The organism is Streptomyces sp. NPDC012827, from assembly GCF_042900905.1.
GTDB lineage: Bacteria > Actinomycetota > Actinomycetes > Streptomycetales > Streptomycetaceae > Streptomyces > Streptomyces gulbargensis.
In genome coordinates this window covers 612,606-625,316 of record NZ_JBIBBY010000003.1, presented here as the reverse complement: position 1 = coordinate 625,316, position 12,711 = coordinate 612,606, and the positions used below count along the sequence as shown (strand labels likewise).

The window sequence follows — 12,711 nt, the reverse complement described above, 5'->3', positions numbered from 1 at the left end:
CGGATGTGGAAGCCCAGTAATGGGTGGAGCTGACCGGTACTAATAGGCCGAGGGCTTGTCCTCAGTTGCTCGCGTCCACTGTGTTAGTTCTGAAGTAACGAACACGCCCCCCACTTGGTCGGGGCGCGGCGGTTCAACTTCATAGTGTTTCGGTGGTCATAGCGTTAGGGAAACGCCCGGTTACATTCCGAACCCGGAAGCTAAGCCTTTCAGCGCCGATGGTACTGCAGGGGGGACCCTGTGGGAGAGTAGGACGCCGCCGAACAATTATTGTGGGAAAGCCCCGCACCTCTGGTGCGGGGCTTTCCTGCGTTCCGGGACGGAAACGCGCCCCTCCCGAGAAGGAGGAAACCGAGAGCGGTCAGAGGCGGCCGGCCGCCTTGAGGGCCAGATAGGCGTCGGCCAGGGCGGGAGCCAGTGCGTCCGGGGCCGCGTCGACCACTGTCACGCCATGACGGCGCAGTTGGTCCGCCGTGCGATCGCGCTGAGCTTGAGTCTGCGCGGCCGCAGCCGCCTCGTAGACGCCGTCGACCGTGCCCCGCGCCTTCGCCATCACGGCTGTCCGGGGATCGGCCACCGAGGCCACCAGGACCGAGTGGCGCCGGGTGAGCTGCGGCAGCACCGGCAACAGGCCCTCCTCGATCGGAGCCGCGTCGAGGCTTGTCAGGAGCACGATGAGCGAGCGCCGGGGAGCACCGGACAGGGCCGTCGCGGCCAAGCCGCGGGCATCCGTCTCCACGAGCTCCGGCTCCAGCGGAGCCAGCGCGGCGACCACCGCGGGAAGGACATCGGCCGCTGAACGGCCCTGGACCTGGGTGCGGAGCCGGCGGTCGTAGGCGAGAACGTCCACGCGGTCACCGGCCCGGGACGCGAGGGCGGTCAGCAGCAGGGTGGCGTCCATCGCCGCGTCCAGGCGCGGCACGTCACCGACGCGGCCGGCCGAGGTGCGGCCGGTGTCGAGGACGATCAGCAGATGGCGGTCACGCTCCGGTCGCCACGTGCGCACGGCCACCTCGGACTGGCGGGCCGTGGCCCGCCAGTCGATCGAGCGGGTGTCGTCCCCCGGGACGTACGCCCGCAGACTGTCGAACTCCGTGCCCTCACCGCGCGACAGGACGCTCGTGCGGCCGTCGAGCTCGCGCAGCCGGGCCAGCCGGGAGGGCAGATGCTTGCGGCTCGTGAACGGGGGCAGGACCCGCACCGTCCAGGGCACTTCATGGTTGCCCTGGCGTGCCGCGAGGCCGAGAGGGCCGTACGACCGGACCGTGATCCGTTCCGCCCTGCGGTCGCCGCGGCGCGTCGGCCGCAGGGTCATGGTGAACCGGCGCCGCTCGCCCGGCGGGACCGTCACCTTCTGGCGCGTCGGTGACGGGTCGCCGCTGGGCGGCCAGGCGTCCCTGAGCTGGGCGCGGAGACGGCGGCCGGAGGGGTTGGTGACGGTGAGCCGCACCTCGGCCGCGTCACCCAGTCGAACAGACGTATCACCACTTCGGGTGAACCGCAGCGTTCTTACTGGCGCGGCCAAGGCGTAGTCGCACAGAATTGCGAGCGAGAGGGGCGCGTTGACCGCGAGCATCCCCGTCCAGCTGGGGGCGAGGATGCCGACGGGGAGCGATCCGAGGGCCGCGAGGAGCGCGGTTCGTCCGGTGAGAGCCATGGGGCGCCGTTCTCAGCGGGGGACGGGGACGTGGGCGAGGATCGAGTGGATCACGGAGTCGGCCGAGACTCCCTCCATTTCGGCCTCGGGCCGCAGGTGGACGCGATGACGGAGGGTGGGGAGCGCCAGGGCCTTCACATCGTCGGGGGTGACGTAGTCCCGACCGGTGAGCCAGGCCCAGGCGCGGGCGGCCGAGAGCAGGGCGGTGGCACCTCGGGGAGAGACCCCGAGCGTGAGGGAGGGGGATTCACGCGTGGCACGGCAGATATCGACGACATAGCCGGCGATCTCGGGGGAGACCGCGACCTGGGCGACCGCGGCTCGGGCGGCCTCCAGATCGGCGGGACCCGCGACCGGACGGACACCGGCGGCTTTCAGGTCGCGGGGGTCGAAGCCCTCCGCGTGCCGGGTGAGGACATGGATCTCGTCCTCGCGTGACGGCAGGGGCACCGTCAGCTTCAGCAGAAAACGGTCCAGTTGGGCCTCGGGGAGGGGGTAGGTGCCCTCGTACTCGACGGGGTTCTGCGTCGCGGCCACCATGAACGGATCCGGCAGGGCGCGCGGGGTGCCGTCCACGGTGACCTGGCGCTCCTCCATCGCCTCGAGCAGCGACGCCTGGGTCTTGGGAGGCGTGCGGTTGATCTCGTCGGCCAGTAGCAGATGGGTGAAGACCGGGCCGGGCTGGAAGGAGAACTCGGCGGTGCGGGCGTCGTAGACCAGGGAGCCCGTGACATCGCTCGGCATGAGGTCCGGAGTGAACTGCACCCGCTTCGTCTCGAGCTGGAGCGTGGCGGCGAGCGCGCGGACCAGGAGGGTCTTGGCGACGCCGGGGACGCCCTCCAGGAGGACGTGACCCCGGCAGAGCAGGGCGACGACGAGACCGGTGACGGCGGGGTCCTGACCGACCACCGCCTTCGCGATCTCGGTGCGCAGGGCCTCCAGGGAGGCACGGGCGCGGTCCGAGGACGGCGCGGTCTCGGGGGTCGGGGCGCTCATGAGGTGCGTACCTCTCTTTCGAGGGCGTCGAGTTGGTCCGCGAGGCGGACGAGGGTGGCGTCATCGGCGGGAGCCGGGCCGAAGAGGAGGTCTGCGGGGTCCCCGACGGCTCCGGGGAGCCGGGCGGTGAGTGCGGGGAGCAGGAGGTCGGGGGAGTGGGCGTCCTGGAGAGGGACGCCCAGCAGGGGAGCGATCCGGGCGCGGGTCGCGGAGCGGAGGACGGACGCGGCGCGGTCGCGGGCGTTCACCTTCCGGTAGAGGCGGGCCCGTCCCTCGGTGGCCTCGGAGGCGTGGACGGTGACCGGCAGCCGTTCCGTCACCAGCGGGCCGAGACGGCGGCCGCGCCACACGGCGGCGAGAGCCGCCGCGACGGCGAGCTGGAGGGCGCCCCACAGCCAGCCGGAGGGGATGAGGGCGAGGAAGTCGCCCGCGGTGTCGCCGTCGGACGGTTCACCGGCGGCGGGCAGATCGGACAGGGAGGGGAGGTACCAGACGAGATGAGGGCGGGAACCGAGGAGTTGCAGGGCGAGCGAGGCGTTGCCCTGCTGGTCGAGACGGTCGTTGTGGAGGATGTCGGGCGCACCGAGGAGGACCGTGTCGCTGTCACCGGTGCCGGGAAGACGGACGAGGGTCGGCAGACCGCTTGCGGGGTAGCAGGCGTCCGCGCGGGTGCGGGGGGCCGTCAGGTACCGCTCGCCGCCGAGGTCGGCGCTGCCCGCGCGGAGGGCGGCGGGCAGGGAACAGGCGGGGGCGAGGTTCGCGACGCGTGCGCTCTCGGCGGCGGTGACGCCCGGGGCGAGGGTGGCGAGCGACGGTGTGCCCGCCCCGATCAGGACGGTGCGGCCGGCCGACGCGCGCATGACCGTACGGAGCGCCGGCAGCCGGCTGCCGGCGAGCAGGTCCGGGGCGGTGACCAGGAGGGTGGAGTCGCGGTCGGTGGCGGCCGCGGCCTCGTCCAGGGTGGTGGCCACGGTCACCGTGACGCCCCGGTCCTTGAGGAGCTCGGCGACGGCCCGGCTGCCGTGGGGATCGGCGGAGCGGGGGTCGAGGGCGCCACGAGGTTCGGAGGAGTGGAGGAGGGCGAGGACCAGGCCGCCCGTCAGGACCAGGGCGACGACCAGGACGGCGCCGCGGGCCCGGGACCAGAGCTGGGCGGGGGAGAGCGCCGTCGACGTGGGGCCGGGTGTCCGGCTCATGCGCTGGGCTCCGGGGAAGCGGGCTCCAGGACGGGCCGGGTCCGTTCGAGGGCGGTGTCCAGCTCGCTGAGGCGGAGGTACGCGGCCTCGTCGGCGGTGCGGCCGCCGTACGTGACGTCGTCGAAGGCGCGCGCCGCCAGGCGCAGCGCCTCCGCGTGCGAGGGAAGGGATCGGCCGGCTTCGGCGGCGGCCTCGTCGGCGGTGCGGCCCGGGCGCGGGTCGATCAAGGTGCGCTCCTCCAGGGAGCGGACGACGGCCCGCATGCGTTCCTGGACGGCCTGGTTCCAGCGGCCGGCGGAGGCGTGCCGGGCGGCGCTCGCCCGGTGCTCGGCGGCGGTGCGGGGGCCGTCCTCGAACAGGGATTCCGCGCTCGTCGACGGTGACCGCCGGGGAGTGCCCAGGCGCCACCACAGGGCGGCGACGAGGGCCAGGACGACCACGGCCACGACCACGAGGCCCAGTACGCCGCCGGGCGCGGCCCCGGACGCCTCGTCGAGGAGGTCGCCGAGCCACTCCCAGAAGCGGTTCAGCCCGCGCTGGAGGAGGCTCGGGTCGTTCTGGTGGTACGCCGGGTCGGACAGCTCCCGCTCCGCCGCCTCGCGGGCGGGGACACGGGAGATGTCCACCGGGACGTCAGCCTCGGACGGGGCCCTCGTGCGCAGCCCCGTCGTTCCCCCCGCGGCCGTCACGGCATCAGCCTCCGACGGCTTCGTCGCCCGGAGCGGAGCCGTAGCCCGGGAGACCGGCGGCCCGGCCCAGTTCGAGATCGAGGGCCTCGCGTCGGATGCGCTGGTCGATGTAGAGCAGGACCGTCACACCGGCCGAGATCGGATAGGTGACCGCGCTCGTGAGGACCGCGCCGATGCCGGTGACGATCAGGAAGGGCCAGCCCGGCGCCGTGGCGGTGCCGGAGACCACGCCCGACAGGCCTTCGCCGTCCACCGCCATCCCGATCACGGTGAACGGGACCATGACGATCAGGGTGACCACGAAGATCAGCAGCTGAGTCAGGAGGGTGATGCCGAAGATCCGCCACCACGAGCCCCGCACCAGCTTGGCCGAACGCTTCAGGGCGGCGATCACACCCTGGCGCTCCAGCATCAGGGCGGGCGAGGAGAGGCTGAACCCGATCATCAGCCAGAGCGTCATGACCGCGGCGGCGAGGCCACCCAGCGTGACCAGCGCGGTGCCGGGAGCGCCGCCGATCAGCAGACCGGGGAGCACACCGACGGTCATGATCGCCAGGCTGATCACGGGCAGCAGCAGCGACAGGCCGATCAGCTGGAGGAGCTTCGGGCGGGCCTCCTGCCAGGCGGAACTGATGGACACCGGCCGGCCGAGGACGGCCCGGCTGACGACGACCGTCAGCAGGGCCGCGCTGACGAGCGAGGCCACCAGTGCGACGAGGAGGCTCGGTGCGGCTCCGACCAGGGACGCCCGGGCCGCCTCCAGGGAGTGTTCGAGCACTTCGGCGGGGGTGGCGTCGGGGTTGAGCGCGGGCGTCGCCGGGACGAGGTACCGCTGCGCGAGGACGTTGGCGAGCTCCGAGATCACGGCGACCGTGACGGTGACGGCGAGGACCGGGCGCCAATAGGTGCGCAGGGTTTTCACGGCGCCGTCGAGGATCTCACCGACGCCCAGCGGGCGCAGTGGGATCACACCGGGCTTCGCGGCCGGGGGCTTGCCCCCGTACCCGTGCGGCGGCGGGGCGCCCCAGCCACCGCCCTGGGGCGGGATCCGCCCGGGCGGCGGGCCCGAGGGAGTCGACCACTGCTGGGCAGGTGGCTGGTCCTTGGACCACTGGGCGGCGGCGCCGTTCGCGTCGGAGGAGGTGCCGGGAGCCCCGGAGCCGTCCTGGCCGTCGGAAGATGCAGATCCGGGCGAGCTCCAGCCCGGAGTGTCGTTCACGGTCGTCCACCTCGGAGGAATGGTCGCGGTGCCGGATCGGCGAACCGGCTCGGTCACGGGGCCGACCGCCCGGCGGGCGGCGGGCCGGGTGCCATCGTGCCACGCGGGCCCCGCCCTCGGACCGTGGCCGGTGCCTCTCTCCCTTTCCCTCCATGGTGCGGCGGTGACGGCGGAGCGGGGGCATGTCCGGCCACTCCGTACCAAAGGCCGTGGAAGCGGCGCGGCCCGGCCCGGGCTCCTCTCGGCGTCCGGTCGGCAGGGGCGGGTCGGAGGCGTGGGACGGGCCGGGCGGTACGGGGTACGGTTCTGCGCGACCACCGGGGGACACGGGGTGACATCCATGACTGACATCAACACCCGCGAACACAGCCAGTCATCGGCAGCCGCTAGCACGTCACCGCAGGTCAGTGAGGTATCTCACCAGCCGCCTTGGGACTGATACGGAAATGGGATGATGTCGATATGAAGGGACGCGTTCTTGTCGTCGACGACGACACCGCACTGGCCGAGATGCTCGGCATCGTGCTGCGGGGTGAAGGGTTCGAGCCGTCGTTCGTCGCTGACGGGGACAAGGCGCTCGCCGCTTTCCGGGAGACCAAGCCGGACCTGGTGCTGCTGGATCTGATGCTGCCCGGACGGGACGGCATCGAGGTCTGCCGGCTCATCAGGGCCGAGTCCGGGGTGCCGATCGTCATGCTCACGGCCAAGAGCGACACGGTCGACGTCGTGGTGGGCCTGGAGTCCGGGGCCGACGACTACATCGTGAAGCCGTTCAAGCCGAAGGAGCTCGTGGCCCGCATCCGCGCGCGGCTGCGCCGCTCCGAGGAGCCGGCGCCCGAGCAGCTCACCATCGGTGACCTGGTCATCGACGTGGCCGGGCACTCCGTGAAGCGGGACGGGCAGTCCATCGCCCTCACCCCGCTCGAGTTCGACCTGCTCGTCGCTCTCGCCCGCAAGCCGTGGCAGGTCTTCACCCGTGAAGTGCTTCTGGAGCAGGTCTGGGGCTACCGGCACGCGGCCGACACGCGGCTGGTGAACGTGCACGTCCAGCGGCTGCGTTCGAAGGTCGAGAAGGACCCCGAGCGCCCGGAGATCGTCGTGACGGTCCGCGGCGTCGGATACAAGGCCGGACCGAGCTGACATGAGTACGGGCAGTGCTGCTCCGAAGCCCGGGGACCCGGGAGTCCGTACGGGGCGGGCTGCCGGACCGGGGCGGGGGGGCCCGCGTTTCGGCCGCCCGTCCACCGGCGGGCGTCTCTTCCACGACGGCGCCCCCGGCGGGCGGCTGTTCCGGCTCGTCGCCCGGTGGGTGCGCCGCCCGCTGCTCCCCGCCGTACGGCTGTGGCGGCGGAACATCCAACTGAGGGTCGTCGCCGGCACGCTGTTCATGTCGCTCGGCGTGGTGCTGCTGCTCGGCGTCGTCGTCTTCGTCCAGGTGCGCAACGGCCTCCTCGACGCCAAGGAGAGGGCCGCGCAGAGCCAGGCCGCCGGCGGTTTCTCCGCCGCGCAGGACCGGGCCGCCACCACCCCCACCGGACCGGGACAGCAGGACGGCGTACGGGCCGGTGCCTCCGTGAACTGGCGCTCCACCCTCGTCGAGCAGCTCGCCAGCGGCGGCCAGAGCGCGTTCAACGTCGTCGCGCTCTCCCTCGACACCGGTGACACCGCGAGCCGCGGCGCCCGCGCCTCCGGCGAGGTCGACCCGACCCGCAGCATCCCCGTCGACCTGCGCCACTCGGTCGCGCAGAGCAGCGACACCTTCCAGAAGTTCAGCCGGATCCACTACACCAACGGCCGCGACTCCGAGCCCGCCCTGGTGATCGGCAAGCGCCTCACCGACGCCGAGGGCGACCAGTACGAGCTGTACTACCTCTTCCCGCTCACCCAGGAGGAGGACTCCCTCGCCCTGGTGAAGGGCACCCTGGCCACCGCCGGACTGTTCGTCGTCGTCCTCCTCGGTGCCATCGCCTGGATGATGGTGCGGCAGGTCGTCACCCCCGTCCGCATGGCCGCCGGGGTCGTCGAGCGGCTCTCCGCGGGCCGGCTCCAGGAACGGATGAAGGTCACCGGCGAGGACGACATCGCGCGCCTCGGCGAGGCCTTCAACAAGATGGCCCAGAACCTCCAGCACAAGATCCAGCAGCTGGAGGACCTCTCGCGGATGCAGCGGCGGTTCGTCTCCGACGTCTCGCACGAACTGCGCACCCCGCTGACCACCGTACGGATGGCCGCCGACGTCATCCACGAGGCCCGCAGCGACTTCGACCCCGTCACCGCCCGCTCCGCCGAACTCCTCGGCGACCAGCTCGACCGTTTCGAGTCGCTGCTCTCCGACCTCCTGGAGATCAGCCGCTTCGACGCGGGCGCGGCGGCCCTCGAAGCCGAGCCGATAGACCTGCGCCAGGTCGTGCGCCGGGTCATCGGCGGCGCCGAACCGCTCGCCGAACGCAAGGGCACCCGGATCGTCGTCGTCGGCGACGAGCAGCCCGTGGTCGCCGAGGCGGACGCCCGCCGTGTCGAACGGGTGCTGCGCAACCTCGTCGTCAACGCCGTCGAGCACGGCGAGGGCCGTGACGTGGTGGTGAAGCTGGCCGCCGCCGGCGGCGCCGTCGCCGTCGCCGTCCGCGACTACGGCGTCGGCCTCAAACCCGGCGAGGCCTCCCGGGTCTTCAACCGCTTCTGGCGCGCCGACCCGGCCCGCGCCCGCACCACCGGCGGCACCGGGCTCGGCCTGTCGATCGCCGTCGAGGACGCCCGCCTGCACGGCGGCTGGCTCCAGGCCTGGGGCGAGCCCGGTGGCGGTTCGCAGTTCCGGCTCACGCTGCCGCGCACGGCCGACGAGCCGCTGCGCGGATCGCCCATCCCGCTGGAACCCGAGGACTCCCGGCGCAACCGGGAGCAGGCCGCCGCCGGCCGGGCGCAGGGGAGCGCCCGCGTCGCCGCGGTCCCGGCCCAGTCCGCCCGGGAGCGGTCGTCGCTCCCCGTACCGCCGAGGCTCCCCGAGCCGCCGCGGGCCACCGTCGACCCGGCGGCCCTGCCCGGGAGCGGGGCGCGGGTGGTGGCGCGGGCGGCGCCCCGGAGCGACGGCGGGGGCGAACCGGACGCCGGCACGCACACGTACACCGAAGGCGACATGAAGCGGGAGGACGGGACACGTGGGGGCTGAGGGCCAGAAGCGCGCCCCAGGGCGGCACCGGAGCACCCGCGCGCTGACGCTCGCCGTCTGCGGCGGGATCCTCGTGACGGGCTGCGCGACCATGCCCGACAGCGGTGAGGTCCAGCAGGTGAAGGCGTCCAACCCGGGGGACTCGCAGGTCCGGGTGTACGCGGTGGCGCCCCGGGAGAACGCGGACCCGGAGGAGATCGTCGACGGCTTCCTGGAGGCCATGACCAGTGACGACCCCGGTTTCGCCACGGCCCGCAAGTACCTGACGAAGCACGCCGCGCAGTCGTGGAAGCCGGAGGAGAGCATCACGGTGCTCGCCACCGCGCCCGACCGCGATCAGGCCGACCGCAAGGCCGACCCGGGGGACGAGGGGCGTGCCTACCCGATCTCGGGCCGGAAGATCGCCACCGTGGACGCCCGCCACGCCTACCAGCCGATCAGCCCCGCCGACTACCTCCGGTCCATCCGCGTGGTGCAGCAGCCCTCCGCCAACGGCAAGGACAAGGAGTGGCGCATCGACAGCCTGCCGCCCGGTCTGGTGCTGGGCGAGGCGGACTTCCTGCGGAACTACCGGTCGGTCAACACCTACTACTTCGCCTCGGGCAAGGACTGGGTCGTCGCCGACCCGGTCTACATCCGTCAGCGGCAGGACCCGGTCACCCGTATGGACCCGGTCACGCAGACCATCAAGGCCCTCCTCGAAGGGCCCACGAACTGGCTGAAGCAGGCCGTCGACTCGCGCTTCCCCTCCGGTACGCAGCTCAGGAACGGCGTCACCACCCTGACCCCGGACGACCAGTCCACCCTCAAGGTGCCGCTGAACGGCAAGGCGGACCAGGCGGGCCCCGAGATGTGCCGCCGGATGGCCGCGCAGGTGCTGTTCACCCTGCGCGACCTGACGTCGGTGCGCGTCGAGCAGGTCGAGCTCCTCGGCACCAGGGACCGGTCCCTGTGCCGGCTGGGCAAGGGGCAGGCGGAGGAGGAGTTCGCCGCCGTCCGGGGCACCCCGCGGCCGGAGAACCCGTACTTCGTGCACGAGGGCAAGCTGATGACCGTCTCGGTCAGCGGCAAGGAGCCGGAGGCACCGAGCGAGGTGCCCGGCCCGTTCGGCAAGGGCACCACGCCCCTGCGGTCGGTCGCCGTGGACCGGGGGGAGACCCGGGCGGCGGGCGTCCGGGCCAACGGCGCCGAGCTGCTCGTCTCCTCCATCACCAGCGACATGGGACCGCCCCGCCCGGTCCTCACGAGCAAGGGACCCAACCCGCGGGAACGGCTGTCCGCGCCCAGCTGGGACGGGAGCGGTGACCTGTGGGTCGCCGACCGGGACCCCGCCGCGCCGCGCCTGTGGATGGTGCCGGACGGCTCCGGCGAACCGGTCGAGGTCCGCACGCCCTGGCTGACGGACGGCGCCCGCGTCGAGTCGCTGCGGGTCTCGGCCGACGGGGTGCGCATCGCCCTGCTCGTCAGCCGTGAGGGACGCACCACCCTGCAGATCGGCCGGATCGAGCGGCGGACGACGGGCGCCGACCCGGCCGTGTCCGTGGTCGACCTCCAGCCCGCCGCACCCCGCATGGAGACGGTCACGGCCGTCTCCTGGGCCGGCCCGAGCAGGCTCGTCGTGGTCGGCAAGGAGGCGGGCGGTGTCCAGCAGGTCCGCTACCTCCAGACCGACGGATCGACCTCCGCCAGCTCGGTGCTGCCGGGACTCAACGGCGTGACCACGGTGGCCGCGCCCCACACCGACCAGGCGCCGGTGGTCGCCGACTCCGGCGACGACGGCATCGTCCGGCTGGCCTCCGGGATGAACTGGCAGCCGGTGGTGAAGTCGGGCGTCTCGCCGGTCTACCCCGGCTGACGGACGCCGCACCGCCCGCCCGTCCCCGGTCCTCCGGTGGCGGGCGGCGGTTTTCCACAGGGGTGGCGGTCCGGGAACCGGGGGCGCAGAGTGGAGCCATGCGGGGGTGGTGGCGCGAGATCTCCGGTCTGGTCCTGCCGGCCGCCTGCGAGGGCTGCGGCAGGCCGCGCACCGTGCTGTGCCCGGACTGCGGCGCCGCGCTCCTCGGGGCCGGCGCCGGGACCGGAGGGCGTACGGAGGAGGGCGCGCCCGCCGGGCCGCGCCGGGTGCGCCCCTCACCCGAACCCCCCGGCCTGCCGGAGGTGCACGCCGCGGCGCCGTACGCCGGGGCGGTACGGGAGCTGCTGCTGGCCCACAAGGAACGCGGGGCGCTCGGGCTCGCCGCGCCGCTGGGCACCGCCCTGGCCGCCGCCGTGGAGGCCGCCGCGGGCCCCGTGGAGGGCGTACGGCCGGCTCCGCTGCTCCTCGTACCGGTGCCGTCCTCGCGGCGGTCCGTACGGGCGCGGGGCCACGATCCGACCCTGCGGATCGCGCGGGCGGCCGCCGCCCGGCTGCGGCGCGCGGGACGCCCCGCGCGGGTCGTCCCGGTGCTGCGGCAGCGGCGGCGGGTGGCCGACCAGGCGGGGCTCGGGGCACGCGGACGCCGGGCGAACCTGTCGGGGGCCCTGGAGGTCGTACCCGGCGGTGGGCGGTTGCTCGCGACCGGGCGGGCGGTCCTCGTGGACGACCTCATGACAACCGGCGCGTCGCTCGCGGAGGCGGCGCGGGCGCTCGGTGAGATCCATTCGCCGTTCATTCCGTACTCACCGGAAGGTTTACCGGCGGTTTCCGGGCAGGGCGGAATGCACCAGCGGGTGGGGGCCGTGATCGCATCATCTCCCGCCTCGTTCGACATAAACAGGAACTCCTCGGGAACTTGGATCGTTGCAGGTGGTGAGAGGTGAAAGCACTCGAACGGAGGTAAGTCGCGGCAGCGGGTGCCGACACCCGTCCGAAGGAGCTATGTTCGGTTGTGAGGAATGACGGCAGTCGCTCCTCACCGAATACACGGTTGCGCCTCAGGACAGGAGTTCAGGGCGAATTAACCTCACGTCGATGGGGTGGGGATCGCGTCGACGGGGGAGGAGGAGGTGAAAGTTTCGCCGAGTCCGAGCTCCGGTAATCCACCGGAGTCTGGTGCAAAGGGAGATGCCCGTCGGTCAAGGAGCCGATTCGGGCGATCCGGGAACGGAGTTCTGCGTGGACATCGTCGTCAAGGGCCGCAAGACCGAGGTGCCCGAGCGGTTCCGCAAGCACGTGGCCGAGAAGCTGAAGCTGGAGAAGATCCAGAAGCTCGACGGCAAGGTGATCAGCCTCGACGTCGAGGTGTCCAAGGAGCACAACCCGCGGCAGGCCGACCGGTCCGACCGCGTGGAGATCACCCTCCACTCCCGAGGCCCGGTGATCCGGGCGGAAGCCGCCGCGGCCGACCCGTACGCGGCGCTCGACCTCGCCAGCGACAAGCTGGAGGCCCGACTGCGCAAGCAGCACGACAAGCGGTACACGCGCCGCGGCAACGGCCGGCTCTCGGCCGCGGAGGTCGGTGACGTCGTGCACGGCGTCGCCCAGATCGACGAGAACGGACAACTGGTCGGCTCCGAAGCCGAACAGGACGTGCCCACCACGATGGTGGGCCCGATCGAGGTCCAGGGCGAAGGCCCGCTGGTCGTCCGCGAGAAGACCCACAAGGCCGCCCCGATGACGCTCGACCAGGCGCTCTACGAGATGGAGCTGGTCGGGCACGACTTCTACCTCTTCGTCGACTCCGACACCAAGCAGCCGAGCGTCGTCTACCGGCGTCACGCGTACGACTACGGCGTCATCCACCTGGAGAGTGACCCGCTCGCCGAGAGCGGCGGCGCCGGTGGCGCGCTCGGCGGCTGACGGCCGCCGC

10 protein-coding genes and 1 rRNA gene are annotated in these 12,711 nt (G+C 72.9%); 6 read left to right on the top strand and 5 right to left on the bottom strand.

What is annotated here, in order from left to right:
- The first annotated feature begins 148 nt into the window (after positions 1–148).
- Positions 149–265, top strand: a 5S ribosomal RNA gene (gene rrf, locus ACFY60_RS09350).
- Between the two features lie 96 nt (positions 266–361).
- Here the strand turns inward: rrf and ACFY60_RS09345 are convergent.
- From ACFY60_RS09345 to ACFY60_RS09325, 5 genes are read right to left on the bottom strand one after another with little or no spacing between them, the layout of a single operon-like run.
- Positions 362–1,657: a DUF58 domain-containing protein gene (locus ACFY60_RS09345; RefSeq protein ID WP_388609184.1), complete on the bottom strand. Its 1,296-nt coding sequence runs from the start codon at positions 1,655–1,657 to the stop codon at positions 362–364.
- Positions 1,658–1,669: 12 nt separating this feature from the next.
- Positions 1,670–2,653 (bottom strand): AAA family ATPase, encoded by a 984-nt coding sequence (locus ACFY60_RS09340; RefSeq protein ID WP_388609182.1) that lies wholly within the window; start codon positions 2,651–2,653, stop codon positions 1,670–1,672.
- The gene (locus ACFY60_RS09335) at positions 2,650–3,849 is read right to left on the bottom strand and encodes a DUF4350 domain-containing protein (protein ID WP_388609180.1); all 1,200 of its coding nucleotides are present in this window, start codon (positions 3,847–3,849) and stop codon (positions 2,650–2,652) included. Before ACFY60_RS09335 ends, ACFY60_RS09340 begins: the two co-directional genes overlap by 4 nt.
- Positions 3,846–4,538 (bottom strand): DUF4129 domain-containing protein, encoded by a 693-nt coding sequence (locus ACFY60_RS09330; protein ID WP_388609178.1) that lies wholly within the window; start codon positions 4,536–4,538, stop codon positions 3,846–3,848. The genes ACFY60_RS09335 and ACFY60_RS09330 overlap by 4 nt, the downstream gene beginning before the upstream one ends.
- A gap of 4 nt (positions 4,539–4,542) precedes the next feature.
- Positions 4,543–5,757 carry a hypothetical protein gene (locus tag ACFY60_RS09325; protein WP_388609176.1) on the bottom strand — a complete coding sequence of 405 codons (1,215 nt, stop codon included), beginning with the start codon at positions 5,755–5,757 and terminating at the stop codon, positions 4,543–4,545.
- 462 nt (positions 5,758–6,219) lie between these two features.
- On the opposite strand from ACFY60_RS09325, the gene mtrA reads away from it, so the two are divergent.
- The 5 genes from mtrA (at position 6,220) to hpf (ending at position 12,701) form a co-directional block, all read left to right on the top strand.
- Positions 6,220–6,897 carry a two-component system response regulator MtrA gene (gene mtrA, locus ACFY60_RS09320; RefSeq protein WP_023550067.1) on the top strand — a complete coding sequence of 226 codons (678 nt, stop codon included), beginning with the start codon at positions 6,220–6,222 and terminating at the stop codon, positions 6,895–6,897.
- A gap of 1 nt (position 6,898) precedes the next feature.
- Positions 6,899–8,923: an MtrAB system histidine kinase MtrB gene (gene mtrB / locus ACFY60_RS09315; protein ID WP_388609173.1), complete on the top strand. Its 2,025-nt coding sequence runs from the start codon at positions 6,899–6,901 to the stop codon at positions 8,921–8,923.
- A gap of 91 nt (positions 8,924–9,014) precedes the next feature.
- Positions 9,015–10,778: an LpqB family beta-propeller domain-containing protein gene (locus tag ACFY60_RS09310; RefSeq protein WP_388609242.1), complete on the top strand. Its 1,764-nt coding sequence runs from the start codon at positions 9,015–9,017 to the stop codon at positions 10,776–10,778.
- Positions 10,779–10,876: 98 nt separating this feature from the next.
- Positions 10,877–11,722 carry a ComF family protein gene (locus ACFY60_RS09305; RefSeq protein ID WP_388609171.1) on the top strand — a complete coding sequence of 282 codons (846 nt, stop codon included), beginning with the start codon at positions 10,877–10,879 and terminating at the stop codon, positions 11,720–11,722.
- Between the two features lie 295 nt (positions 11,723–12,017).
- Entirely contained in the window at positions 12,018–12,701 is a 684-nt protein-coding gene (gene hpf / locus ACFY60_RS09300) for a ribosome hibernation-promoting factor, HPF/YfiA family (protein WP_388609169.1), read from the top strand.
- The last annotated feature ends 10 nt before the right edge of the window (positions 12,702–12,711 follow it).